This window comes from Pseudomonas maumuensis, from assembly GCF_019139675.1.
Classification (GTDB): Bacteria; Pseudomonadota; Gammaproteobacteria; order Pseudomonadales; family Pseudomonadaceae; genus Aquipseudomonas; species Aquipseudomonas maumuensis.
In genome coordinates this window covers 1,657,676-1,683,642 of the sequence record NZ_CP077077.1, presented here as the reverse complement: position 1 = coordinate 1,683,642, position 25,967 = coordinate 1,657,676, and the positions used below count along the sequence as shown (strand labels likewise).

General features: G+C 57.0%; 21 protein-coding genes, 6 tRNA genes and 1 pseudogene. 3 read left to right on the top strand and 25 right to left on the bottom strand.

Going from position 1 to position 25,967, the window contains the following annotated elements; all coding sequences use genetic code 11:
• The first annotated feature begins 3 nt into the window (after positions 1–3).
• Positions 4–669, top strand: coding sequence for a GIN domain-containing protein (locus KSS90_RS07770; RefSeq protein WP_217868885.1), 666 nt, complete (start codon positions 4–6; stop codon positions 667–669).
• Here KSS90_RS07770 and KSS90_RS07765 read toward each other — a convergent pair.
• Genes KSS90_RS07765 through KSS90_RS07740 form a run of 6 tightly spaced genes read right to left on the bottom strand, consistent with a single transcriptional unit; the run spans position 606 to position 8,547 of the window.
• A complete protein-coding gene (locus KSS90_RS07765) occupies positions 606–1,265 on the bottom strand; it encodes a 4'-phosphopantetheinyl transferase family protein (protein WP_225933173.1) in 660 nt (219 codons plus the stop codon). The two genes, KSS90_RS07770 and KSS90_RS07765, sit on opposite strands and share 64 nt — an antisense overlap.
• Positions 1,266–1,323: 58 nt before the next feature.
• Complete coding sequence (locus KSS90_RS07760) at positions 1,324–2,649, bottom strand: sensor histidine kinase (protein ID WP_217868883.1); 1,326 nt, start codon at positions 2,647–2,649, stop codon at positions 1,324–1,326.
• Positions 2,642–4,054 carry a sigma-54-dependent transcriptional regulator gene (locus KSS90_RS07755; protein ID WP_217868882.1) on the bottom strand — a complete coding sequence of 471 codons (1,413 nt, stop codon included), beginning with the start codon at positions 4,052–4,054 and terminating at the stop codon, positions 2,642–2,644. Before KSS90_RS07755 ends, KSS90_RS07760 begins: the two co-directional genes overlap by 8 nt.
• 48 nt (positions 4,055–4,102) lie before the next feature.
• Entirely contained in the window at positions 4,103–6,532 is a 2,430-nt protein-coding gene (locus tag KSS90_RS07750) for an ABC transporter permease (RefSeq protein WP_217868881.1), read from the bottom strand.
• Between the two features lies 1 nt (position 6,533).
• Complete coding sequence (locus KSS90_RS07745) at positions 6,534–7,250, bottom strand: ABC transporter ATP-binding protein (protein ID WP_217868880.1); 717 nt, start codon at positions 7,248–7,250, stop codon at positions 6,534–6,536.
• A 46-nt stretch (positions 7,251–7,296) separates the two neighbouring features.
• A complete protein-coding gene (locus KSS90_RS07740) occupies positions 7,297–8,547 on the bottom strand; it encodes an efflux RND transporter periplasmic adaptor subunit (RefSeq protein ID WP_217868879.1) in 1,251 nt (416 codons plus the stop codon).
• 422 nt (positions 8,548–8,969) lie between these two features.
• On the opposite strand from KSS90_RS07740, the gene KSS90_RS07735 reads away from it, so the two are divergent.
• Complete coding sequence (locus tag KSS90_RS07735; protein WP_217868878.1) at positions 8,970–9,515, top strand: helix-turn-helix transcriptional regulator; 546 nt, start codon at positions 8,970–8,972, stop codon at positions 9,513–9,515.
• A 319-nt stretch (positions 9,516–9,834) separates the two neighbouring features.
• On the opposite strand, the gene KSS90_RS07730 is transcribed toward KSS90_RS07735, so the two are convergent.
• The 7 genes and pseudogenes from KSS90_RS07730 to phnN all read right to left on the bottom strand — a co-directional run bounded on the left by KSS90_RS07730 (position 9,835) and on the right by phnN (position 15,357).
• Positions 9,835–10,890, bottom strand: a complete 1,056-nt coding sequence (locus KSS90_RS07730) for an alpha/beta hydrolase (protein ID WP_217868877.1) — start codon at positions 10,888–10,890, stop codon at positions 9,835–9,837.
• Complete coding sequence (locus KSS90_RS07725; protein WP_217868876.1) at positions 10,880–12,232, bottom strand: MATE family efflux transporter; 1,353 nt, start codon at positions 12,230–12,232, stop codon at positions 10,880–10,882. The genes KSS90_RS07730 and KSS90_RS07725 overlap by 11 nt, the downstream gene beginning before the upstream one ends.
• Positions 12,229–12,858 (bottom strand): acyl-CoA dehydrogenase family protein, encoded by a 630-nt coding sequence (locus KSS90_RS07720; protein WP_217868875.1) that lies wholly within the window; start codon positions 12,856–12,858, stop codon positions 12,229–12,231. Before KSS90_RS07720 ends, KSS90_RS07725 begins: the two co-directional genes overlap by 4 nt.
• Positions 12,851–13,111: an acyl carrier protein gene (locus tag KSS90_RS07715; RefSeq protein ID WP_217868874.1), complete on the bottom strand. Its 261-nt coding sequence runs from the start codon at positions 13,109–13,111 to the stop codon at positions 12,851–12,853. The genes KSS90_RS07720 and KSS90_RS07715 overlap by 8 nt, the downstream gene beginning before the upstream one ends.
• Positions 13,086–14,045, bottom strand: a complete 960-nt coding sequence (locus KSS90_RS07710; protein WP_217868873.1) for a 3-oxoacyl-[acyl-carrier-protein] synthase III C-terminal domain-containing protein — start codon at positions 14,043–14,045, stop codon at positions 13,086–13,088. The genes KSS90_RS07715 and KSS90_RS07710 overlap by 26 nt, the downstream gene beginning before the upstream one ends.
• A gap of 539 nt (positions 14,046–14,584) precedes the next feature.
• Positions 14,585–14,661: transfer RNA gene (locus tag KSS90_RS07705), tRNA-Arg, on the bottom strand.
• A gap of 73 nt (positions 14,662–14,734) precedes the next feature.
• Positions 14,735–15,357: pseudogene (gene phnN / locus KSS90_RS07700) on the bottom strand (phosphonate metabolism protein/1,5-bisphosphokinase (PRPP-forming) PhnN).
• Positions 15,358–15,702: 345 nt separating this feature from the next.
• Between phnN and KSS90_RS07695 the strand changes: the two are divergent.
• Positions 15,703–16,029 carry an Arc family DNA-binding protein gene (locus KSS90_RS07695; RefSeq protein ID WP_003254499.1) on the top strand — a complete coding sequence of 109 codons (327 nt, stop codon included), beginning with the start codon at positions 15,703–15,705 and terminating at the stop codon, positions 16,027–16,029.
• Between the two features lie 72 nt (positions 16,030–16,101).
• Here the strand turns inward: KSS90_RS07695 and mgtE are convergent, their stop codons facing one another.
• From mgtE to astB, 12 genes are all read right to left on the bottom strand, one after another.
• The gene (gene mgtE, locus KSS90_RS07690) at positions 16,102–17,544 is read right to left on the bottom strand and encodes a magnesium transporter (protein WP_217868872.1); all 1,443 of its coding nucleotides are present in this window, start codon (positions 17,542–17,544) and stop codon (positions 16,102–16,104) included.
• Between the two features lie 400 nt (positions 17,545–17,944).
• A tRNA-Arg gene (locus KSS90_RS07685) sits at positions 17,945–18,021 on the bottom strand.
• A gap of 72 nt (positions 18,022–18,093) precedes the next feature.
• Positions 18,094–18,170 (bottom strand) — tRNA-Arg (locus KSS90_RS07680).
• A gap of 72 nt (positions 18,171–18,242) precedes the next feature.
• A tRNA-Arg gene (locus KSS90_RS07675) sits at positions 18,243–18,319 on the bottom strand.
• A 70-nt stretch (positions 18,320–18,389) separates the two neighbouring features.
• Positions 18,390–18,466: transfer RNA gene (locus tag KSS90_RS07670), tRNA-Arg, on the bottom strand.
• A 48-nt stretch (positions 18,467–18,514) separates the two neighbouring features.
• Positions 18,515–18,605, bottom strand: a tRNA-Ser gene (locus tag KSS90_RS07665).
• A 72-nt stretch (positions 18,606–18,677) separates the two neighbouring features.
• Complete coding sequence (csrA, locus tag KSS90_RS07660; protein WP_003254503.1) at positions 18,678–18,866, bottom strand: carbon storage regulator CsrA; 189 nt, start codon at positions 18,864–18,866, stop codon at positions 18,678–18,680.
• A gap of 168 nt (positions 18,867–19,034) precedes the next feature.
• Positions 19,035–20,270 (bottom strand): aspartate kinase, encoded by a 1,236-nt coding sequence (locus tag KSS90_RS07655; protein WP_028691060.1) that lies wholly within the window; start codon positions 20,268–20,270, stop codon positions 19,035–19,037.
• An 83-nt stretch (positions 20,271–20,353) separates the two neighbouring features.
• Positions 20,354–22,978: an alanine--tRNA ligase gene (gene alaS, locus KSS90_RS07650; protein WP_217868871.1), complete on the bottom strand. Its 2,625-nt coding sequence runs from the start codon at positions 22,976–22,978 to the stop codon at positions 20,354–20,356.
• A gap of 303 nt (positions 22,979–23,281) precedes the next feature.
• Positions 23,282–24,289: a succinylglutamate desuccinylase gene (astE, locus tag KSS90_RS07645; RefSeq protein WP_217868869.1), complete on the bottom strand. Its 1,008-nt coding sequence runs from the start codon at positions 24,287–24,289 to the stop codon at positions 23,282–23,284.
• 10 nt (positions 24,290–24,299) lie between these two features.
• Positions 24,300–24,590: a hypothetical protein gene (locus KSS90_RS07640; RefSeq protein WP_011534960.1), complete on the bottom strand. Its 291-nt coding sequence runs from the start codon at positions 24,588–24,590 to the stop codon at positions 24,300–24,302.
• A 14-nt stretch (positions 24,591–24,604) separates the two neighbouring features.
• Positions 24,605–25,954: an N-succinylarginine dihydrolase gene (gene astB / locus KSS90_RS07635; protein WP_217868868.1), complete on the bottom strand. Its 1,350-nt coding sequence runs from the start codon at positions 25,952–25,954 to the stop codon at positions 24,605–24,607.
• Positions 25,955–25,967: the final 13 nt, after the last annotated feature.

The following is a 25,967-nucleotide window of genomic DNA, read 5'->3' as shown; positions in this document are numbered from 1 at the left end:
TGCATGAACAACTTGAGAACCATGAAGCTGATGCTTGCACTGCTGGCCAGCACGGCCGGTCACTCGGCGCTGGCGGCTGAAAAAACCTTTGCACTGGAGGCCTTCAGCAGTGTTGAGGTACGACAAGGTATAAACCTGTCCATCCAATGTGCCGCAACACCGTCCATGGTGGTCTCCGGCGATGCGCAGGCGCTGGCTAAACTTCAGGTGAGTGCCAATGATCAGGCGCTGTTGATCGTCAATGACGCCGCGAAAGATGATCGCTTCTTCTCCCGTTCGCTGGATATCACGCTGTATACCAGCAAACCACTGACGGGACTGACAGGGAAAGCCGGGATAAAGATAGTGGCACCTGCCTGCGCCGTCGATCCATCCAGACTGGCGGTGGCAGGCAGCATGGGCACCGATATCCAGATCGAGGGCAAGACGGGCGAGCTGGTTCTTGACCTGGCAATGGGCGGCACCTTCAACAAAGAACCGTTGCCTTTCACTGCCGACGTGGCGAACGTCCGCATGAGCATGGGGGCGCAATCATCCCTGTGTAATGTCCCCCGGATCGACGGCAGTCTCTCAGCCGGCGCGCAACTGTCGGTCAGCCCATCGGCTCAAGTCGATACCGGCACCGCAGGCTCGTTCGCCAGCGACATATCCACTTCTGCCTGCTTGTAGTCAACAGGTGTAAACAGCCGCTTTTCAGTTTGATGGCAGCCCAGCTGCCATTGAACGGGCGGCTGCCGGGCGCCGGGGATCGCCCCATAAGCCAGACAGAAAAGCGCCTCCCCTTGAACCTGGCAGTAATGAACTTGCCCAGTGCCGACAACGGACTCCATGACCTGCGCTATTCCGTTCGCGCCCGCCGGCGGGATGATGCAAAAGCTGTCAAGCGATTGGGTCAGCCCCGTACCTCGGGCCTTCAACCAGGCTTCCTTCATACTCCAGAGTTGCGTGAAACGAGTGAGGTAGTTGGCATCATCAAGAGCCAACCAGCGTTGCTCATCAGGGTGAAAGAAGCGGCGAGCAATGGCTTTTTTTACCGAGACTTTCCCGCTGACTTTTTCCAGGTCGACCCCGACTTCACAGTCCCGGCACAAGGCGATGGCTGCCGAATGACCGCTGTGGCTCAGATTGAAACGCAGCCAGGTGTGCTCAGGCAGCCAAGGTTTGCCGGTAGCGCTTCTGGCGATACGCACTTGATCAACCGGAATCGCCAGGTAAGTAGCCAGCACTTGACGCAGCCAACGTTGCGCACGTTGGCGAACCGGCATTTCCACCTGCCCATCGTCAAAGTGCTGTAGCAGACAGACACCTCGGCCTTGGATCAACTCAGGCAGGGGGTTGCAGCGGCAAATTGATGGTGACCTTGCAACCGGTCTGCTCATGACGATTTTCCAAAGACAAGTAACCGCCGTGGCTTTCGGCAATTTGTCGGCACAAGATCAGGCCGATGCCAGTGCCATTGGGTTTGGTGGTATAGAAAGGCACGAACAGGTTTTGCGGATTGCTCAGCCCCACGCCGCGGTCGAGGATCGTGATCAATAGACGACCCTTCTCCTCGGCCCACTCGATATCGATACTGTCGGTGCTGCCGCCCATCGATTCATCGGCATTTTTGATCAGGTTGATCAGCAATTGATGCACCTGCACCCGATCGAGGCTGGCCATCAGTGGACGCGGCCCGTTCAGGTTGATCACACGATGGGAGAACAACAACGGCAACTCGGTCACCAGGGCAGCTAAATCCACCCGTGTCTTCAGCGCGGGCGCCAGTTTGCCCAATTGCCTGTAGCTGTTGATGAACGCGATCAGCTCGTGGGCGCGCCGGTTGATCAGGTCGATGCCCTCGGTCAACCCGGGCGGCAGAGGGTCCGACTGCTGCCGGTAATGTTGTTGCAACATTTGGCTGATGGACGCGATCGGGCTGAGGGAGTTGTTGATCTCGTGGCTGATCACACGCAATAAATCCTGCCAGGTCTTCTGCTCCTCGTGACGCAGCATTTCGTCAACGTCACTGACAAACAACAGCACGTTCTTAACACCATTCACCATGTAGGTATCACTGGTGACTTTGTAGCGCCCGGGTCGCCCTGCATGATCGGACACGACAGGATGCTCGGTATTGGCATTGCGCAAAAGGTCATCCAACTGCCAACGGCTGGCCGTATCGCCAATCAACGTTTCCAGCGAAGTACCCAACATGCGCGACGCTGCGTTGTTACACCAGATCAGATGGTGATTGCCATCCAGGGCATAAATGGCGACGGTGATATTGGAAATCACTTTTTGCAGCAAGAAATCCATCTCCCGCTGCTGTTGACGGTGGCGCGACAACTGGCTGGAAATGGCGTTTATTTGCCCAATCAGCCCCTCGAAAACCCCCACCCCGGTGGTTACGCCGCGCAGGCTGAAATCCTCCTGCTCCACCGCTTCCAGCAAATTGGAGATGACGTTGACCTTGTAGATCAATTGCTGGAAAAAGTGATAACAGAAATACACCAGCATCACACCCAGAACAAACAAGGTGAACAGCTTGAGATAAAGGGACTGCTGCGGAAACAGCCAAAGCAGCAGGTAAGCGGCAATTCCGCCAATCGGTGCCAGGCTGCACAGCAACAAATGACGAACTTCGAATGAATGGAACAACTTACTCATGGCAAATTTTAAATTTCTCAAGCCGGCGATAAAAAGCGCTACGGCTGATCCCCAGGGATTCCGCGGCCTTGACCGCATTGCCATCATTCTGACGCAGGCGCTGCAGCAATAAGGTCTCTTCGGCTTCGGCCAGGGTGCAGCCGTCCGTGAAGCCTGGCGAAGAGGCTATGACCTGGCCCGCCGCGCGCTCGCTTGGCAGCGAAAACGGTAGGCAAAGATCTTCCCGATCGATCACATTGGCGCGACTCAGCAGCACCGCGCGCTCCAACAGGTGGCTCAATTCTCGAATGTTGCCGGGCCATGAATAGTCCAACAACCCTTGACGGGCCTGCGGCAATAGCACCGGCCGGGGCTTGTTGTACTTGCGCGCAAAACGTTTGAGGAAGCGCTCAGTCAGCGGCTCGATATCTTCCAGCCGTTCACGAAGCGGCGGAAGCTGGATCTGGATCAGGTTCATGCGGTACAGCAGATCCTGACGGAACCGCCCTTGCGCCACGGCTTGGTCCAAATCGGAATTGGTCGCGGCGATGATCCTGCAGTCGGTGGTCTGGGTACGCGAAGATCCAACGCGCTCGAACTGTCGCTCCTCCAGCACCCGTAACAATTTCACCTGCTGGGTCAGGGGCAGGTTACCAATCTCGTCGAGAAACAGTGTTCCTTTGTCAGCCAATTCGAAGCGGCCGATACGATTCTCCCTCGCGTCGGTAAAGGCACCTTTGACATGACCAAACATTTCGCTTTCAAACAGCTGCTCGTTGATACAGCCCATGTTCACTTCGACGATGCTGTGTTCGCTACGCGAAGAGATCTGGTGGATATGCCGCGCCAGCAAGCTTTTACCGGTGCCGTTCTCTCCCAGGATCAACACACTGGTGTCGGTCACTGCGACCTTTTCCACCAGGCTGATCAGGCGTTTCATCGCCGGTGAGCGGACTACCCACTCACTGTCCATGTCATCTTCAAGCGCCAGTTTGAGCAGCTTGTTTTCTTCGCGCAGGCAAGCGCCCGAGCGTCGCGCCTGACTCAGGCTCATCTGCTGCTGAACGATGTTCAGTAAACGTTCGTTATCCCAAGGCTTTTGAATGAAGTCGGCCGCGCCGGCGCGCATGGCGTTCACTATGATGTCAACGCTGCCCCAACCGGTCATCGCGACCGCCGGCAAGCCGTCGTCGAACTTCTTCAGCTCGGCCAGCAACTGCAGCCCCTCCATGCCTGACGTGGTGTCCTTCTGGAAGTTCATGTCCATCAGCACCAAATCGAAAGGCTTGGCGGACAGATGCGCCAGCAAGCGATCGGCCTGGGTTTCCAGCGTCACGTCGTAGCCCTGCAGACGTAACAGGATATCGAGGCTGGTCAGGATACCCGCGTCGTCGTCTATGACGAGGATGTGTTTCTTATCGTTCATTTCAAGCATCCTGCTTGGAGCACCGTGCCCAGCGAGCACGGCAGTCGTTTATTCGTAACGAATCGCGTCGGCGGGCGACATGTTGGCTGCCCGCCGCGAAGGCAGCCAGACCGCCAATGCCACAACCAGGCTGATCATCAGCGCGACCAGACAGAACAACAGCACAAAAGGAGTGTGTCCGTCACCCAGAATGCGCGTCAGTTTGGGCGCGGCCAGGAAAGCCAGGGGCAAACCGATGACAAGGCCGATCGCCAACTGCTTGCCGCCTTGGGCCATCAGCATGCGCAACAAAACACTTTCGGTAGCGCCCATTGCCATGCGCAAGCCAATTTCCTGGGTACGCTGACTGATCAAGTTGCACATCACCGCATAAATACCCGTTGCCGCCAGTATCATCGCCACCAGGCCGAACAACATGAAAAGATTGGCGATGAAAAGCAAGCCCGCGGTGTTGCGCGCCAGGCGTTCATTCAATGTCTGGATCTGATTGACGGAGAGATTGCTGTCCACCTGACGCACCGCGTTGATCAGGGCAGGCCCAATCGTTTCGGGATGCGCGGCTCGCAGCACCAGCATCAATGAGGGCGCGGTGTGCTGCTCCAGAGAGCGATACACCGTGGCGCGGTGACGAAACGCGCTGAAAGGCCGCCCATGGATGACACTGGGCACCACGCCCACCACGCTGTACCAGCGTTGGTCATCGGTATCGCGAAAACGCAGACGCTTGCCAATCACATCACGTTCTCCCGGCCAGAACTTATCGGCGAAGGACTGACTGACAACGACCACAGGTTGTGATGCTTGAGTGTCGCCGTAGCCGAACTCCCTACCCACCATGGGAGTAAGACCCATCGCCGACAGGCTGCCAGGCATGACCTGCACATCATTGACCATCGGGTGGGACCAACGCTCGTTGCTGTTGTTGGTCGACGAGTCGACATCCACCTGCCGCGGCACAGTGAACTGTCCAACGGCGCTGGTCGTCAGTGCTGCCCGCTCTACGCCGGAGATAGCGGCGCTGGCGTCCCGCAGGCGCTGATAAAACAGGATACGGCTGGCATCGTCAGGGTAACTGTTAGCGTTTAGGTGGATCTGCGCAGTCAGGTAATTACTGGTGTCGACACCGTAATCAGTACGGGTCGCCTGATAGACCAACAACGCGAACAACGCGCTCATACACAGGATTGAGCAGGAAAGCCCCACCTCGAAGATGACCAGGCTTCGTGAAACCCGACCTGCGCCACGACTTTGCGCACCGCGGGTGCCATCACGCAGCACATCATTGAAATTGCCACGGACGATTTTCCAGGCGGGTAATGCGCTGGTGAGCATCGCTGTGACAATCACCAGGACAAAGGCATTGAGGATCAACAGATTATCGAGTGACAACTGCCACCAGAACGGAATCTTGTTGGGTACGAAACCAGGCAATAGGGTGTTGGTTATCTCCAGCCCCCAGGCCGCCAGCAAAACCGCCACGACACCGGACAAAGAGCAGATCAGCAGGCTTTCCAGCATCATTTGAAGCACCAGGCGACCAGCGGGTGAGCCCAGTGCGACCCGGATCGCGATCTCCTTGGAGCGCGCGGTCGTTCTTGCCAACAATAAGTTGCCAACATTGCAACAGGCCAACAACAGGACAAAACTCACAGCGATCAACATAACGACAAAAATCAGCGTGCTCTCCTCCCCCATGAAGTTTTCCTGGAACGTCAGTGCCTGAGCGGAAAGCCCTTTGTTGCTTTCTGGATACGCCTGCGCCAACGACTGCATCACCCCATTGAGGTCGCGGTTGGCATCCTCGAGGGTCGCACCAGGCTTCAAGCGCGCATACACCGACACTTCCGGAGCGCCCTTGCGCACCAGGTACTTCGAGGGCTCGAGTTGTGAGGGGAGCCACAGGTCATGGAAGAAGGGGAAGGCAAAATTTTCCGGCATGATGCCGACAATGCGGGTAGGGATACCATTGATCCTGACATCACGACCAATGAGCTGCGCATCAGCGGCAAAGTAGTTCTGCCACATGGCATGGCTGATCACCGCGACAGGCTCGGCGCCCAACTGGACATCTTCCTGATTCAGCACCCGCCCTCGATAAGGCTGAACCGCCGCATATGAGAATAGCTGCGCGGTGCTTCTGATGGCCATGTAGGACACCGCCTTGTTGCCATCGCTTAGATCTGCGCGTTCCGCGTAGAAATAGCCGACATTCTCAAGCTGAGTAGAGCGCGCCTTGATTTCGCTGTAGTCCATGAAATTCAGCCCGGAGTCGCTCAGGCTGACACCATTCACGGTCGGGTTGACCAGCACCATGCTCTTACCGTCCGGATACGGAAGTGCAGCGAACATAATGGTGTTGATCACCGAAAACATGTACAGGGTCAGCGCCAGACCACAGGACATGATCAGCACGGTGATAAAACTGAAACCGGGGCTTTTCAGCAGCAAGCGCAGGGCATAACGGATGTCAAAAAGCATCTTATGCTTCCTTCACCAGGGTCAATTGCGGCACCAACTCTCCATCGCCGACGACCTTTCCGTCAGACAGGACAATGCGCCGCTGGGCACGCTCGGCCGAGCGAGGATCGTGGGTCACGATGCAGATCGTGGCGCCTTCCTGATGCAGGGTATCGAGGATATTCAACACCGCTTCGGCGTTCTGTGAATCCAGGTTACCGGTGGGTTCGTCCGCCAGCAGAATTGATGGATTACCGACGATGGCCCGGGCTACCGCAACGCGCTGTTGCTGACCGCCGGAAAGTTGTGAGGGATAGTGACGGCTACGGTGGGACATATTGACCTTGGCAAGGGCCTCGGCGACTCTCTGCTGCCGCTCAGCCTTGGAAATGTCGCTGCGGTAGGTCAGCGGCAGCGCGACATTTTCCTCAATCGTCAGATCACTGATGAGGTTGAACGACTGGAAGATGAAGCCGATGTCACGATTACGCACCTGGGCACGCTGCTGTTTGGAGATACTTTCGACATTGTGACCGGCCAACCGATACATGCCACTGGACGGGGTATCCAGCAACCCAAGGACTGATAGCAGAGTCGATTTGCCACAGCCTGAAGGCCCCGAAATGGCCACATACTCACCCTTGCAAAGGGTGAGGGTGATCTTGCTGAGCGCATGGGTTTCGATTTCATCAGTCAGGAAAATCTTGTTTACGTCAGTCAGTTCTACCAAAGGTTCCATCTTTACTGTCTCCTGGGCATTGTTCCGTTAGCCGGCGTGAGCTGCTTCAGTTGGCAATTTCGATCCGATCAGCACCCTGCCAGGCGGTGCTGTCGCTGAGAATGATTTTGTCGCCGGCCTGGAGCCCGCTGGTGATCTGAATGTAGTCAGCTGAACCCTGCCCGAAATCCACTTTGATTTTGCTCGCTGACCGATCCTTCTTGTCCAGCCGGTAGAGCGTAGAAGACACGTTATTCTGGGCGAAAGGCGGGCGCTCAACATACAACGAGCGATTGATTTTCGTCACCGCGATCAATCCATCGACACTCAGATCAGGGCGAGCTTCCTGCGGCAAAGGCTGATTGAACGTCACATCGACCTTGACCGTGCCGCTGCTCACCGCGGGGTCAACCCTCGAAAGAACTCCCGTGAACCGGCTGCGACCAGTGTTGATCGTGACGGCCTGCCCGACCGCAAGATCGCGTGACTGTAGTTCGGGTACTTTGAGTTCGGCGTACAGCTCTGTCTCTTTGGCAAGACGAGCAATATCACTGCCCACCGTTACCCGCTGTCCGACCTGAACGCTCACATCCTGTAAAACACCATCTATCGGTGATTTGACCTTGAGTGAATCTACCTCCTGCTGCCCCAGTGCAACCAGCGACTCCATTTTATCAAGACGCATGAAGTTGGCCTTTTTATCCGCCTCGACACTGAGTTTGAGCGACCCTAACCTACGCTCTTCAAAACTGACCTGCTGAGTATATTGCTCAGTCAGAATGCGCGTAGTTTCGTATTCCAGCCGTGGCACGGCTTCACTGTATTGTTTCTGGGCTGCAAGTCGCAGTGACGATCCAAGCAACCGGGTTTTGGCTTCGAGTATGACTGCTTCTTGAGTCAGGATCTTATTTTGAAGCTCAGCATTTTTGGCCTCGGTTTCTGCCCTGAGGGCATTGAGTTCGAGTTGATTTTCCTGAAGCCGCTGCTCCAGCGTAGGATTGCTCATGACAACCAACAACTGCCCCTTACTGACTTTCATGCCGGCCTTGTAGATGATTTCTTCGACCCGGGCATCAACATTGGCAGCCACCCAATTGATATCCCGAGGGAGCAGCACGCCATTCCCGCGCACCTCAACGGAGAAATCACCATACTTGACCTCGGCGACCGCCACGCTACCAAGAGCCACTTGATAAGGCGAGAAGCGATAGTTGTAAATCGCCAGCAGCAGTACCAGTGAGCAGACGCCAACGGCAAGGACCTTGCTGTGTTTCTTGAGCAGTCGCCTAGTTCCCGACTGCGGGATCGAAATATCCATAAGCACACCAACGTTGATAATATCGGCAAGTGAATGCACGGTTCATGCCAAATTCAAGATAATAAACTTAAGTGCTGATATCACAGGTCTGGCAATGCCCACCGAGTTTGGCCAGCGCTCGACTAACCAGCAACGGTCTCAATTTCGCCACCGAGCCGCTCCCTACGTTTATTTGTATTCGCTGCTCATGGCCAAGACTCACCGCGTCCCAATAATGGGACGCATGTCAGCAGACTGGGAAAAAATCGTTCGAAAATGGGACTGCGCTTTCCCAACCTTGAGATCATTGAAAAAACTACTTAATAAACAACGTGTTGCAGCTAAAAATAACGTGGCACAGCAATTGCTTACTCGAATGCGAGCCAAAAGCTTACATAAAAAATAAGAAATTTCGCCACTGAGCGCTGCAGAACGGAGTCTGTATGTGGGATCACAAAATCTCGAATGCTGAAAAGACCCTATTCACACAAAAAATAATGGACGACCTGTACAAACGTCACTTTGAGATCTATGGCAAGCATGCACATACAGAGAAAGCACTGTGCATTGTCACAGTGATAAACCACATCATAGATAACATTTCAGAGGATATTGCGCTGGAAGACCTGGAAAAAATCTGTGGCAAGTCCAGATTTGATATTTGCCGAATGTTCAACTTATTTTACGGTGTCACCCCGATCAAGTGGATGTGGCGAGTACGCCTGGCCCTGGCAAAGGAGTTCATCCACCTTGCCCCGGACTGGTCACTGACCGACATCAGCTATGCCTGCGGATTTTCCTCCCTACCCCACTTCTCCAGAAGTTTTAGCAGAGCCTACAACAAAACACCGCTGAAATTTAAACAAAGCGTAACAAAGTCGACTAAACCCGTCATAAAGAAAGAATCCTCCGAATATGACTTTATCTTTGGCATACAAAGAAGCGACTTCTCGCGAAACATGCTGCTCAACAATATCAACTCGCTTTAATTCTATAGCCCTGCTGTGCAGGCATAAACTTTCAGCCGATTATATAAGCAAGCAAACGCAAAGACCTGCATCACTGTGCAGCTGCAGCCTCCCTACGATCAGGAAAATGCAGAAATTACAAAGGCCTTCGATTGAGCTCGCTTTACGTGTTGTAAATGAGCACTTCGACCGCACTGGCGCACCAGCCTGCTTTCAAAGCGGCATGATCGTCGCAGGATTTTTCATAAAAGTCTAAAGCAGATACCGGAGGGGAGGTCAGAAATGTGCAGAGGGCAACCTTGAACGATCATGGTTACCCTCTGCGCACAACAACATTAAACTAGCGCACCGGGTGTTTAACAGGTTTAACCAGGGTGGCACGCAAGCGTAATGCGGGATCAACGATAGTGGAATAATTTTCCTGCTCAACGGGGTCCAAAAAAGCAGCAATACGACTAAACACGGAGGCATCGCGCAGTGCGCCATTGTGCCCCTTACCTTCGGTCACAATCAGTTCGCTATTGTCCAGAGCATGGTTAAGCACCATGGCCTCTTCCATATCAATACTTACGTCGCCCTTGTCATGTAAAATCAGGACCGGCTGCTTTATTTTTTTAATCAACTCGGGGCCAATCTTGTCTGGATGCACGCCGTAGCGTAGCCGATAAAGCGTTTTCATGGGTGCTGCAATATGCCTGGGTAACTTCTGATTGAACACATAATTATCCAGCACCTCTCCGAAACAGCAAGGGCTGCTGATCAAGATCATTCGCTTGAAGCACAGCCCTTGTAAAGCGGCCATGCAGCTTACCAACCCACCGGACGAGTGCCCGATCACTACTGAAAAAGGGCCATATTGTCTTTCCATATCAATGACAGCCCTGGAAAGATCGTAAAATGAGACGCCCTTGCCTGGAGAAACTCCGTGCGCCGGCAGGTCAGGTGCAAAGACAACGTACCCCTTCGCCTGCAAGCGTTGGGCAAGGTGCCTGAGCATGATGCTTCGCCCGTCCCAACCATGAACCAGCAAAACCTTCTCTGCAGCCTGCACAGGTTGAGGGTAAATGAACATCTTCAAGAACTTATGCCGCCAGGCGAAGTTTTCCTGTCGACACTGGCCGAGCAGCTTTAGCTCTGCTGGCTTATAGGGCAGTGGCCTGGTCTTTTCGAAAAGATGCAATGCATACAGCGCGGAAAGATAGGAAGACATAATGTCGAGCACATACAGATCAAACATCCTTATTATTCGGCACGTGCGGACATAGTGAGTTGTCGGCCTGACTTTGGCTTTCATCAGCAATGTAGGCCTGAGCTGCATGATCACCAGGACACGCAGATAATTCTGATGGATCAGTGCCACCACCAGCAACAGGGGATAGACAGCACTAAATAACATGCTCACTGCCTATTTTGTTCGCCAGCCGCCAGTATTCGTTGGCAAAGGCCAGGAAATTAATTGCACTGAACAGTATTATTACGCTCATCATTGAGTTTAAGTCAGAGAAACGCTCCCACCCCGCCAGCAACACGATCACCATGAGTAACTCTATGATCACCGTCAATATCAGGACACGACGCGCCTGATCAAGCTGCTCAAGTAGCGCTTGCAGAGAAGCCACGCACGCGGTGAGGAAAAACGTTGGCAGTAAGATCAGCATCATCTGACGACTGGCGTCCCTGATCGCCCCATCACCTGAAAGAATGCCGATCAGTGTTGCCTCACCCCAGTAGACTCCTAGCGTCAACAGCAAATAGAGCCCTCCAATGAACATCAGCCCTCGGTGCAGTAGGCGCTTGAGATGCTCACCGCTACTGATCGCCAAACGCTGGTTAATCAAGATCGCCAAGGCAGAACCGCAAGCCACGGCTGGAATGACGATGAACATCCTGATCTTGGTGATGATCAGGAACGCGGCGACATATTGTTCGCCCAGCGTTCCAATCAGTGGAAACACCAGCAGTGAACTAATGAACACTACTATGAAAGACGCAAAGATCGGCAAGCCAACCTGTTGGATAAGGCCTTTCAACCGCGCAGTAAAGGCTTGCGGCCGATCATCCTGCTGTTGATGACCGACACGCCATACCAGCCATGTCGCGACCGGGATCAACAACCCAGAGGCCAAGGCATTGGCCAAGATTATGGAATAGAAACCCAGATCGTAGACGTGATAGCTGGTGTAACAAATACTGGCATTCAGGGCGATATAGACAATGACCAGCAACATGCTCAACGCACTCTTGCCCTGCCCTCGCAAGGCACTGTTGCACATTTCCAGTTGAATGAACGGCAATGTCGACAGGAAATAGAGGGGAAGCGCCTCTTGATAGAAGCCCCCTCCAGAAACGGGCAGCAGCCTCTCCAGCCAGGTGGACGTCAGCGCGATCGTCCCGCTCAGCAAGGCGACTAGCAGTATTCCCAGAGCAGACAAGATCAAGGTCGCCTTCAGGACCTTGTGCCTTGACCACAGGTTTACAGACCTGGCACTGAATACCTGATTGCTGATCGCCAGGCACTCAAGAATTGCCAGAAACAAAAAGCTGAACGGTTGCAACATTGATAGCCAGTAGATCGATGTCGTCTCAACGCCATGCCCCAAGATCGCGGTCTGGATGTTTTGTGAAAATGACACCGCGACCGCAACAACGATCATCGGCCAGGCAAGCTTCAACAGATCTGCGATATCCCGGCCTGCCCCCTGACGTTGCGACAGAACCACGCCCGGTGATGTGTTCACGCAAGCACTCCCTGGCCGTCCCGCCGTGATGCGGGATATTGCCCTGTCGCTTTGCCATAGAGGCTGTAGAGCATCATCGAGAGGTACGACAATGTGTGCGTCGCACCCAGCAGATAGCCATGGCCTCCCATCAGCTTTTCTGCCCTGTTGGTCAGCAGGGTAATCTGCCAATGGTCTTCCTCGACGTCCTGAAAGTCCCGTGCAACGCTACGTAACCTCCATTGCGACACCAGCAGGCTGCACTGACTGCTCAGATCCGCAAACTCGGCTTTTATCAGCTGATGCCGGGTGGTTTTCACACCGAAGCTCCTGCGCGCGGATAAGTGCGTCCAGCTAGTGCCCAGCATGCGCATCAGCAACCCTAAACGGGCGGCGACAGAGGCCACGAGCTGGGTGTCATCACCGGCTATCATCTCTTCCCCTGGCTGCAACCGCAGCTCGAAGCCAATGGAAGCAAGCACCCTGTCCGCCTGCGGTGACGCCTGTTCGTTCGGCACGAGTTGATAGCCCTGGCAGAAGGCATCTTTGGCCTGTTGGGACAGTTCGAGACGCAACTGCCGCATGGCGTCCACAGGTTCATTGCTGGCAAATAGCTGATAGACCCTGTTAAACAGACCTTCAGGCATAGTTGTCCTCCAACTGCAGATGCTGCTGAATCCAACAGGTCAATTTAGCGACCGTGGTAAAAGCATCTTGATTGATCTGATCAGGTTCAAACATCAAGCCTGGAATTTTTTCCTCCAGTGTCAGCAGGAACTGCACGAACAATACCGAATCCAAATCCAAGTCTTCGTTAAAATCCGTATCCAGATCGATCGTTACGGGCGACGACATGACATCATTGAGTGCTTCATTAACCGCCAAGAGAAGACGTGACATGTACAACCTCGCTGCTTTGGTTTTTTTCAATTAAAACACATGAGAACGTAACACCCATGCCCATGGTAAGACAGACAATCCGTTGCCCAGCAAAATCCTTCAACAAGGCAGACAAGTTGAATAAAGCATCCGAACAATAAGCGTGCCCATAGTTGGAAATATGATCGGTAAACAAAGTGCCCTGAAAACCCAATTTGTCTACTACTTTCTTCAGCATTGGCAGATCCTGATTACCTGGAACAATCGCATCAATACTTTCAGGCAGGACATTGAATTTATCTAACGCATAGAAGTAGAAATCAAGGTACTCCTGCTCCAGCGATGCATATAACTCACGCCGGCGCGCCGCCGGTAGATTCCGGTGATTATCGTAAAAGGAGGGCAGGTGCCTAACGGCCGTATGCTTCAGATTCCACTGGGCTGGCCCAGCGTTGAGTAGCATCGCAGCAGGCACTTCGGCCAGCACGGCATTGTCCAGTCGATTGATAGCACTATGGAAGGCCTTTTCCCCTGTAAGCAGCAACAGCGGCTCACCTCTCCTTATCGATCTATGCTTGAGCAAGTGAATGGCTGACAAGGCTGATGCACAATGATTCAAACTGACACTCAGCACGTCCCAATGACCAATCCCACACGCCTTGGCAAGATTCTCCAGCCAATGATCATCAAAGAATGTGTTATGGGTTTGCGTCTTGGCATAAACCAGACACCCTTTGACCTGCTTCACTTTGGGATTGGCGGCAATCAATTCGCCAAGTATCTCCGATAACATATCTGCATGCGTTCGCGAAGACACCCCGACCGACTGCAAAAAATAATAGCGTTGCAGTACCCTGCAAGCACCTGATTTTAAATCATGCGATCGCTCAAGCATGCTCAATGGCACTAATGAGATACGATCCGGCAACCAACATAAATCATTAAGTGGCAGCATAATGCTTCCGCAGGAAAGAAGTGTTCAGTACCTATACTCATTCCCCATATCGTCCCAGAAACGGATCATGCTTTTTGCCTCAAATTGCTTGAACGGCATGAAATTCCCATTTGCAGGTCCCACAAATGGAATTTCAACGACTTACGGCTTGTACGAAAAATCAGCGAACCGCGATCATGGCAGGCGAAAACAGGCGAGGAACAACTTGCGTTTCGCGCGACTTGGCTGGCTGTCTATGAGCATTCCGACCGAGCTGGCGCACCAGCCTCTTTTCAACACAGCATGATCGTCGCGTAGGCACTTTTCGTACAGAATCTGACGATGATCTCACAGCTTACCCACATGGACGTCCTCGTGAACGAGCCATCGTCAGCGTGATGATCTTCCAGTTCGAGGAGACCAATAGATATTTTGAGCCGAAAAAACCCCGTCAGACGAAAGTCGGACGGGGTCAGTAATGCCGAAGGCTCTCAGTTGACCGCCCTGCCCCATCAAGATCTGGAACGTGGGACATGCATTTCTGAAATGCCTCGAATGTATGGCGTCCCAGGGCAGGTTCGAACTGCCAACCTTCCCCTTAGGAGGGGGATGCTCTATCCAATTGAGCTACTGAGACACAGAAGCCACACAAGACGCTGTGTAGCGGGGACGGCGAGCATGTTAACCAGCGTGCGGGCATTTGTCATGCATCAATCGGGCATTTTGCACGTCGGCCTTTTCCCCTGCACGTCGGCGATCATACCTTCGCTGCGTAACAGGGCGAACAACGCCTCGACCGCGCTGGTCAGCGACCCGGAGTTGTCCACGACATGCACCCCAACATCGTAGGCCTGCAACCTGGAGTTGCGGGCAAGACGCTGCTCGATTTCCTGGGTGCTTTCCCGCCCCCGGGCCAGCAAGCGTTGGCGCAGTACCTGCGTTGAAACGACCAGCCCTACGGCCACGAGGTCGGGATAGCGTTGCCGGGCAACAGACAGATACGCACGCGAGCCATTGACCAGTACCGAGTGCCCCATAGCAAGCCAGGCATTCAGTTGTGCGGGGATACCATAGTGAAGGCCGTTCGCTTGCCAGTCCAAGGCAAATGCCCCCGCGTGCGCATCGCCTCGAAGCGCTCGATGCTCACTCCATGCGCAGCTTCCCCCTTCGCCTCGGCTGAGCGGGTGATCACCCGGCGGGCGACTTCAACGCCGTGGGCAGACAATCGTTCCCGGGCCGCGTCGATAAGGGAATCTTTTCCCGAACCAGAAGGTCCCATTAGGAATATCAGGCGCCCACTTGAGGGCACCCCACCGCTTGCGTCATATTGCATAGCCACTATGCTCAATGTATGGGAAATCAGCCTATTCAATGATTTTCCCTAGGCTTTTGTCGTCTTTTACCAGATTTTGACGGCATTTGTCTGACGCACGTGCAATTCGATGAATGTGAAACTTTTCAAACCAGTGCTCATTTCTGATAATTGGTACTGGCAAAAAGCCTTTATCGGGATCACTATTTGTCACAGAATTGACGCCAAGGAAACGGCGACCATGAGGCAAGATGAAGAACCAAAATCACATCACGGTTGAACATTTTGTCGTCGCCGCGGTCGTACTTCCACCGTGCGGCCAATTTGAGAACCGCTCCCCTGAACCAGAACAACCGGTCAATTTATATGCGCCCAATGAAACAGGCTATCTATTCGAGCCGCACCGCTGACAAGTTTGTCGTCCGCCTGCCAGACGGGATGCGTGAGCGCATTGCCGAGGTAGCGCGCAACCATCACCGCAGCATGAACTCCGAGATCATCGCCCGCCTGGAGCAGAGCCTTATCCAGGAAGGTGCCCTGGGCGACGAACTGAGCATGCGCCTGGACAGCCCAGAGCTCAGCCTCCACGAACGCGAACTGCTCCAACGCTTCCGCCAGCTGTCCCACCGCCAGCAGAATGCACTGGTCGCCCTCATCGCTCACGATGTGGAGATGGCCGCCGACGCGTCCTGACCCACGCAAGTGACAACCGCACACGAAAAAGCCAGCGTAAGCTGGCTTTCTTGTTTCTGGCGTTCCGTCGACCTACATCAGGAACAGCGTTGCAAGGCCGAGGAAGATGAAGAATCCACCACTGTCGGTCACGGCAGTGATCATCACGCTCGACCCCATTGCCGGATCTCGGCCCAGGCGCGTCAGCGTCATCGGGATCAATACCCCCATCAGCGCTGCCAGCAACAGGTTCAAGGTCATCGCGGCCGTCATGACCAATCCCAGCGACCAGCTGCCGTATAGCCAGAACGCCACCACCCCGATCACGCCGCCCCAGACCAGGCCATTGATCAACGACACCGCCAGCTCTTTACGCATCAGGCGGCTGGTGTTGCCTGGTGACACCTGGTCCAGCGCCATGGCGCGAACGATCATGGTGATGGTCTGGTTGCCGGAGTTACCGCCGATACCAGCAACAATCGGCATCAATGCCGCCAGGGCCACCAGCTTCTCGATGGAACCTTCGAACAGGCCGATTACCCGCGACGCGACAAACGCGGTGATCAGGTTGATGGCCAGCCAAGCCCAACGGTTGCGCAGCGAGCGCCAGACCGAAGCGAAGATGTCTTCCTCTTCGCGCAGACCGGCCATGTTGAGCACTTCGCTCTCGCTCTCTTCACGAATCAGGTCGACCATTTCGTCGATGGTCAGACGGCCGATCAGGCGCTCGTTCTTGTCCACCACAGGGGCGGAGACCAGATCGTATCGCTCGAAGGCCAAGGCAGCGTCGTAGGCATCTTCCTCGGGGTGGAAGGTCACTGGGTCATTGGCCATGACCTCCGCGACTTTCTTTTCCGGGTCGTTGACCAGCAACCGCTTGATCGGCAGCACGCCTTTGAGAATGCCATCGTAATCGACGACAAACAGCTTGTCGGTGTGCCCCGGCAGCTCTTTGAGCCGGCGCAGATAGCGCAATACCACCTCGAGGCTGACATCTTCGCGGATGGTGACCATCTCGAAGTCCATCAGCGCGCCGACCTGCTCTTCGTCATAGCTCAGGGCCGAGCGCACACGCTCGCGCTGCTGGGCATCGAGGCTTTCCATCAGCTCGTGGACGACGTCGCGAGGCAGCTCAGGAGCAAGGTCGGCGAGTTCGTCGGCGTCCATCTCCTTGGCGGCGGCCAGCAGCTCATGATCATCCATGTCGGCGATCAGGGTCTGGCGTACGGCGTCGGAGACTTCGAGCAGGATGTCGCCATCGCGATCCGAGCGTACCAACTGCCAGACCGTCAGGCGATCGTCAAGTGGCAGGGCTTCGAGGATGTAGGCGATGTCGGCGGGGTGCAGGTCGTCAAGCTTGCGCTGCAGCTCGACAAGGTTCTGGCGGTGGACGAGGTTTTCCACCAAGTCATGGTGATGACCTTCCTGACGGTGCGTCAGATCTTCGACCACCCGTTGGCGCTGCAGCAGTTCGATCACCTGAGCCAGGCGATCCTGCAGGCTGTCTTGAGCTTTCTTTACTTCGATTTCGGTCATAGGCGAACTCCACTCCCAGCAGCGGAGTACGCCGGGAGAATCAATCGGTCAGATCTGGCTGTATGAAGCGTGTTAGCGAGTAACTACTGGGTAAGTCCATGGTGGGATTCCACAAGCCCCGGCGGGGCTGACGGGCGCAATCATACACTGTGTAAGCTGTCGGATCGCTTAAATTTTTGGCCAGAACAATCGTTTGCGCGCTAAAGCTGTGACAACGCTCGAAGCCATCAGTGCGACGGTTGCTCTAGCTTGAAAAGCACATTCGTCTTTGTGCCGGTTCGATTTGCAGCACCGATCCCTGCAGGGAACAACTACAGAACAGCGTAGATGGACATCCGTGACAATTCAGCGCGCCAGAAAAACAAAAAGCCCGCTCAATTTGAGCGGGCTTCTTGATGTATGGCGGACTCAGGAGGATTCGAACCTCCGACCGCTCGGTTCGTAGCCGAGTACTCTATCCAGCTGAGCTATGAGTCCGTGGTGGTAGTTTTAGGCCAGATTACCACTGGCTTGTTGAAGCGTCTTTGCAAGCAGAGCCACTTCAAAAAGTGGCGGACTCAGCAGGATTCGAACCTGCGACCGCTCGGTTCGTAGCCGAGTACTCTATCCAGCTGAGCTATGAGTCCGTGGTTGGTAGTTTTAGGCCAGATTACCACTGGCTTGTTGAAGTGCCTTTGCAAGCAAAACCACTTCAAAAGTGGCGGACTCAGCAGGATTCGAACCTGCGACCGCTCGGTTCGTAGCCGAGTACTCTATCCAGCTGAGCTATGAGTCCGTGGGGTAGTTTTAGACCAGGTTACCACTGGTTGATTGAAGCAGCCTTGCAGGCAAAGCCACTTCAAAAGTGGCGGACTCAGGAGGATTCGAACCTCCGACCGCTCGGTTCGTAGCCGAGTACTCTATCCAGCTGAGCTATGAGTCCGTGTCTTGCTGTGCCATTCGGATCGCTTTAAGCGCTCCAGGCAAATAATGGCGGTGAAGGGGGGATTCGAACCCCCGATACCCTTATGAGGTATACTCCCTTAGCAGGGGAGCGCCTTCGGCCACTCGGCCACCTCACCGCAACACGAGGCGAATATTAAACACACCCTTCCTCGTTTGCAACCCTTTTTTTGAAAAAAACTTCAAAAAAATTAAAGGCTTGGCTCCTCGTCCTTCTCTTTCTTGATCCGCAGGTAGATTTCCTCGCGGTGAACGGCCACTTCCTTCGGCGCGCTCACGCCGATACGCACCTGGTTGCCTTTGACACCCAGGACCGTCACGGTGATCTCACCGTCACCAATGATCAGGCTCTCGGCGCACCGACGAGTCAGAATCAGCATAGTTTTCTCCTCACATGAATCTTCAGGGACAACAGTCTTTGATAAGCAGGGACTGGCCGGGGACGACGGCGCAGACCCGAATCGACCACCACAGATGCCTGGACAGGGACACCGGCAGCAGCCAGAAACGCGAAGGGCGCGGCAAGCCGCGCCCCTCCAGGCAGCGTCTTACTCACCCTGTCGGGCAGGAGCATCGAGCTCGAACGCGGTGTGCAGCGCGCGTACGGCCAGCTCCAGGTACTTCTCTTCGATCACTACCGAGACCTTGATCTCGGAGGTGGAGATCATCTGGATGTTGATGCTCTCCTTGGCCAGGGCCTCGAACATGCGGCTGGCAACGCCCGCGTGGGAGCGCATGCCGACGCCAACGATCGACACTTTGGCAATCTTGGTATCGCCGATCACTTCACGCGCGCCGATCTCGCGGGCGGTGTTCTCCAGCACACTCAGCGCTTTCTCGTACTCGTTGCGATGCACGGTGAAGGTGAAGTCGGTGGTGTTATCGTGCGAGACGTTCTGCACGATCATGTCGACCTCGATGTTCGCAGCGCTGATCGGGCCGAGGATCTTGAAGGCAACGCCAGGGGTATCCGGGACGCCACGAATGGTCAGCTTGGCCTCATCACGGTTGAAGGCGATACCGGAAATGATCGGCTGTTCCATGGATTCCTCTTCATCGATGGTAATGAGGGTACCCGGACCCTCCTTGAAGCTGTGCAGCACGCGCAGCGGGACGTTGTACTTGCCGGCGAACTCCACCGAGCGGATCTGCAGCACCTTGGAGCCGAGGCTGGCCATTTCCAGCATCTCCTCGAAGGTGATCTTCTCCAGGCGCTGGGCCTGGGGCACGACACGCGGGTCGGTGGTGTAGACGCCATCGACATCGGTGTAGATCTGGCACTCATCGGCTTTCAGCGCCGCCGCCAGGGCCACGCCGGTGGTGTCGGAACCGCCACGACCGAGGGTGGTGATGTTGCCGTGCTCGTCGACCCCCTGGAACCCGGCGACCACCACGACACGGCCGGCCTTGAGGTCGGCGCGGATCTTCTGGTCGTCGATCTGCAGGATGCGCGCCTTGTTGTGCGCGCTGTCGGTGAGGATGCGCACCTGGTTACCGGTATAGGACACCGCCGGCACGCCGCGCTTCATCAGGGCCATGGACAGCAGGGCGATGGTGACCTGCTCGCCGGTCGAGACGATCACGTCCAGCTCGCGGGGTTCGGGTTTGTCGGTGATCTGCTTCGCCAGGTCGATCAGGCGATTGGTTTCCCCGCTCATCGCCGACAGCACAACCACCAGGTCGGTGCCTTGCTCGCGGAATTTCTTGACCTTGTCGGCAACCTGCTCGATCCGCTCGATGGAACCGACAGAGGTACCGCCAAATTTCTGTACGATCAACGCCATTTCAAAGGTGCCTCAGCCCTAAAGGGCCCCAAAAAACAATCCAACATGGCGGGGACGCCGACTAGACCGACGCCCCCTCCATCTCAAAGTCCCTGCTCGGCGAACGGCACTGCCAGGGCCAGGGCCTTGTCCAGCGCGGCCACGTCGACGCCACCACCCTGGGCCATGTCAGGGCGACCGCCGCCCTTGCCACCGACCGCCGCAGCGGCTTGTTTCATCAGATCGCCAGCCTTGAGTTGGCTGGAGAGGTCCTTGGTCACGCCAGCCACCAGCACGACCTTGCCCTCATGCTCGCTGCCCAGCAGGATCACTGCATGGCCGAGCTTGTTCTTCAGCTGATCGACGAGCGCCAGCAGGGCCTTGCCATCCTGCCCATCCAGGCGGGCGGCGAGGACCTTGGCACCCTTGACCTCAACGGCCGCGTTGGAGAGATCGTCCCCGGCGGCGCTGGCGGCCTTGGCCTGCAGCTGCTCGAGCTGCTTTTCCAGCTGGCGGTTGCGCTCAAGCACAGCCGACAGCTTGTCGATCAGGTTGTCGCGGTTGCCCTTGACCAGCTGCGCGGCTTCCTTGACCTGCTCTTCGGCAGCGTTCAGGTAGGCCAGCGCGGCGCCGCCGGTGACCGCTTCGATACGGCGCACGCCAGAGGCCACGCCGCCTTCGCTGATGATCTTGAACAGGCTGATGTCGCCGGTGCGCTTGGCATGGATGCCGCCGCACAGCTCGACGGAGAAATCACCGCCCATGCTCAGCACACGCACGGTGTCGCCATATTTCTCACCGAACAGCGCCATGGCCCCTTTGGCCTTGGCGGTTTCGATATCGGTCAGCTCGGTCTCGACCGGGGTGTTCCTGCGCACTTCGCGGTTGACGATGTCTTCCAGGGCCTTGATCTGCGCAGGCGTCACCGCCTCGAAGTGGCTGAAGTCGAAACGCAGGCGCTGGCTGTCGACCAACGAGCCCTTCTGCTGCACGTGCTCGCCCAGCACCTGGCGCAAAGCTTCATGCAGCAGGTGAGTGGCCGAGTGGTTCAGCGAGGTGGCGTGTTGCACCTCGGCATCGACCTTGGCCTCGACCGGCGAGCCGATGACCAGCGCACCGCTGGCGACCACGCCGTGGTGCAGGAAGGCACCACCGGTCTTGGTGGTATCGCGCACGTCGAAGCGCGCGGCGCCGGCCTGCAGGTAGCCGCTGTCGCCAACCTGACCACCGGACTCGGCGTAGAACGGCGTGCGGTCGAGCACGACCACGCCCTCCTCGCCTTCGCCCAACTGGTCGACCGACTGGCCATCCTTGTACAGGGCGATGATCTTGCCCTGGCCTTCGGTAGTGTCGTAGCCGAGGAAGTCGGTGGCGGTGTCGACCTTGACCAGGCTGTTGTAGTCCATGCCGAAGGCGCTGGCGGAACGGGCACGCTCGCGCTGGGCTTCCATTTCACGCTCGAAGCCGGCTTCGTCGATGGTCAACTCGCGCTCGCGGGCGATGTCGGCGGTGAGGTCCATGGGGAAGCCGTAGGTGTCGTACAGCTTGAACACCACGTCGCCCGGGACGACCTTGCCCTGCAGTTGGGCCAGGTCCTGCTCGAGGATGCGCAGGCCCTGCTCGAGGGTCTTGGCGAACTGCTCTTCCTCGGTCTTGAGCACGCGCTCGATGTGCGCCTGCTGACTCTTCAGCTCAGCGAAGGCTTCGCCCATCTCGGCCACCAGGGCGGCGACGATCTTGTGGAAGAAGCTGCCCTTGGCGCCCAGCTTGTTGCCGTGGCGGCAGGCGCGGCGAATGATGCGGCGCAGCACGTAGCCACGGCCTTCGTTGGACGGCAGCACGCCGTCGGCAATCAGGAAACCGCAGGAACGGATATGGTCGGCGACCACTTTCAGCGATGGCTGGTCGTCGTTGCTGCAGCCGATAGCTTCGGCGGCGGCGGCCAGCAGGCTCTGGAACAGGTCGATCTCGTAGTTCGAATGCACGTGCTGCATCACCGCACTGATGCGCTCCAGGCCCATGCCGGTGTCCACCGACGGGGCGGGCAGCGGGTGCAGGACGCCGTCGGCGGTGCGGTTGAACTGCATGAAGACGTTGTTCCAGATCTCGATGTAGCGATCGCCGTCTTCTTCCGGCGAGCCGGGTGGGCCGCCCCAGATGTCGGCGCCGTGGTCGTAGAAGATCTCGGTGCATGGGCCGCACGGGCCGGTGTCGCCCATGGTCCAGAAGTTGTCGGAGGCGTATGGGGCGCCTTTGTTGTCGCCGATGCGCACCATGCGCTCGGCCGGCACGCCGACTTCCTTGGTCCAGATGTCGTAGGCTTCGTCGTCGCTGGCGTAAACGGTGACCCAGAGCTTTTCCTTGGGCAGGTTCAGCCACTTGTCCGAGGTCAGGAAGGTCCAGGCGAAGGTGATGGCATCGCGCTTGAAATAGTCGCCGAAGCTGAAGTTGCCCAGCATCTCGAAGAAGGTGTGGTGACGGGCGGTGTAGCCGACGTTTTCCAGGTCGTTGTGCTTGCCGCCGGCACGTACGCACTTCTGGCTGCTCACGGCGCGGGTGTAGGCGCGCTTTTCCTGGCCGAGGAAGCAGTCCTTGAACTGGTTCATGCCGGCGTTGGTGAACAGCAGGGTCGGGTCATTGCCCGGGATCAGGGAGCTGGAGGCAACGCGAGTATGTCCCTGCTCTTCGAAGAAGCGGAGGAAGGCTTCACGGATTTCTGCGCTTTTCATAGGTTCTTCCACGGAAACGGCGGCCACGCGTCGAATCGACGAAACGACGGCAAAGGGCCGCATTATATCGGTCCTGCAGTCTCGGTGCAGTGTGTTTATGCGATAGAAACCGTCGATTGGACGGCTTGCAGGGCTAAAGCAATTGAAAACGGCATGACCGCGATGCTATCGCCAGCGTTTCGCTACTGGCAAGCCAATTACGGTCCCGGAGCGGGGAAAATTAACAGGTTGGTGAATTAAAAGAATTTCATCACCGAAGGGATCCAAAGTTGTAGGCGCGGGCTTGCCCCGCACCTACCGCTATCAGGCCAGGCGCTGCCCCGAATCCGGCACGATCAGGATGCCAGCGCGCAGCCCGTTCTTCACCTTGGGGTTGGGGAAGATGATCCGTGCCCCCTCCTCCTCCACCACCCAACGCGTCTCGGCGAGATCCTCGGCCAGCAGGTCGCCCTTTTTCAGCTCGGAGAAGTTCTCGATGTCCGCCGGCAGGTGCAGGCGGAAACTGTCGCTGTGCTTGATGATCTCGCGGGCGACGCTGAACAGCTTGAGGCCATCCAGGGACTGCTCGGTTGCCGGCTCGGTATCTTCGATTAGCTGGATCAAGCGCGCCTCGAGCCTGTCGAGATTAACCTCCTCGTTCTGCCCGAACGGACGGGCCTTGCCGAGCTCCAGGGTGAAGGCCTCGGCATCGAGCTGCTCATAGGTGAAGGCGCTGAAGGTGATCGACGACTTGCTCTGCAGCAGCACCGCCTCCATGCCGGCTGCCGCCAGGCGCGCCAGTTCCCGCCGGGAGTGCTGGCGGCCTTCCTTGTAGGGATACAGCGCGAACTGCTCGATCTTCGACCCGCGAATGGCGGTATGCAGGTCGTAATGCAGGCGGGTGCGCTCGGGCTTGCTGAAAAACACCCGGGCAAACTGCTCCAGCTCTGCGGCCCGCAATGCCTCGAAGCCACTGGAGAGTTCATGCCGGCCATTGAACAGACGGTTGATGTCCTGCTCGATGAAACGCTCACCCTTGCGGATCGCCGCCGGGTTGCCGAACAGGAACAACACCCGCGCACGCGGCTTGATCTTGCCGTTGGCCACGCCGTGCAGCAGCCTTTCGAGCAACTCGATCGGCGCTGTCTCGTTGCCATGGATACCGGCCGACAGCAGCAGGTCGAGCCCGCAATCCTCACCTTCGGGCGGGCGCACTTCCAGCGCGCCCTCCCCCAGCCAGCGCAAACGCACGCCCCGGGTGGTCACTTGGGTCTTCTCGGCCGGTTCGTGATCGGTCAGGGTCAGCTCAAGCAGTTTGCCAAGGGCGAGCATAGGCGCTTCCTTAGTGGTGGTGGCCGCAGTCCGGGCCGTGGACGTGGTCGTCGTCACCGGCGACATCGGCCGGTTCCATTTCCAGCTGCAGGCTGACCAGGTTGGTGGCCATCGGGCGCAGCAGCAGGTTGGCGTACTCGGTGTCGTCTTCCTCGACATCGACGCCGATCAGCAGCTGGCCGCGACCGTCCTGCTGAATCCACACTTCCTTGCCTTGCCAGACCACGGCAAAACGGGTGCACGAGGTTTCCAGCTGGGTGCCGTCTTCATCTTCCAGGATCAGGCGCAGGGCGTCGGACATTGCAATTTCTCTCTTCAAGGTTGGCGTTGGAACGGATAGACCGAACCCAGCTTGAGGATCTGGGTCAGTTCATCCAGTGCCGTGCGGCATTCCACCAGCAACTGCGGGTCGGCCAGGTCGGTCTCGCCGAGGCGATCGCGGTAGTGCTTGTCGACCCATTGCACCAGGGTGTCGTACAGCGGGGCGGTCATGATAACGCCTTGGTTGACCGCCGCCAGTTCGTTTTCCTTCAACGCCACGCGCAGCCGCAGGCAAGCCGGGCCACCGCCGTTCTGCATGCTCTGCTTGAGGTCGAACACCTTGACCTCCTTCACCGGGCCGCCTTGGCTGGTCAGTTGCCCCAAGTACGCCCAGACGCGCTCGTTGTTGCGGCATTCCTCCGGGACCACCAGCAGCATCGAACCATCCTCGCGGCTGAGCAACTGGCTGTTGAACAGGTAGGAACGCACCGCGTCTTCCACCGTCACCGCCGCACGCGGCACGCAGATACCCTGGAAGCGGCCACCCTTGCTGGCCAGTTTAGCCTGCAGCTGGCCAAGCACCGCGTCGGTCTCGAGGAAGGCGTCCTCGTGGTAGAACAGTACCTCGCCGTTGCCCACCGAAATCACATCGTTGTGGAACACGCCCTGGTCGATCACCGCCGGGTTCTGTTGAGCGTAGACCACGCCATCATCGCGCAGCCCATGCAGGCGGGCGACGGCCTGGGAAGCCTCCAGGGTCTGGCGCGCCGGATACTTCTGCGGCGCGGGGTAGCGGCTGTCGAAGGCACTGCGGCCATAGACGAAGAACTCGACGCCGGACTCGCCATAGGCGCGGCAAAAGCGGGTGTGGTTGGCCGCGCCCTCGTCACCGAACTGGGCAACCGCCGGCAACGCCTCATGGTGGGCGAAGACCTTGTCATCGCTGAACATGGCGCCCAGCACCCGGCTGGTGGTCGGGTGCTCGATGCTGCGGTGGTACTTGCAGTTGAGGTTGGCGGCGGTGAAATGCACGCGACCATCGGCGGTGTCGGCACTGGGGCTGACAGTGGCGGCGTTGGCCACCCACATGCTCGACGCCGAGCAGCTGGCGACCAGCAGCGGCATGGCCTCCTTGGCGGCACGCTGGATCACTTCGGCATCATTGCCGGTGAAACCCAGGCGGCGCAATGCGGCCACATCCGGGCGCTCCTGCGGGGCCAGCACGCCCTGCTTGAAGCCCATCTCCATCAGTGCCTTCATCTTCGCCAGGCCCTGGCGCGCCGCCTCGCGTGGGTTGGAACCCTGCTGGCTGTTGCTCTGCGAGGCCACGTTGCCGTAGGACAGACCGCCGTAGTTGTGGGTCGGCCCCACCAGGCCATCAAAATTCACTTCAAAGGATTTCATCGGCAAGGCTCCG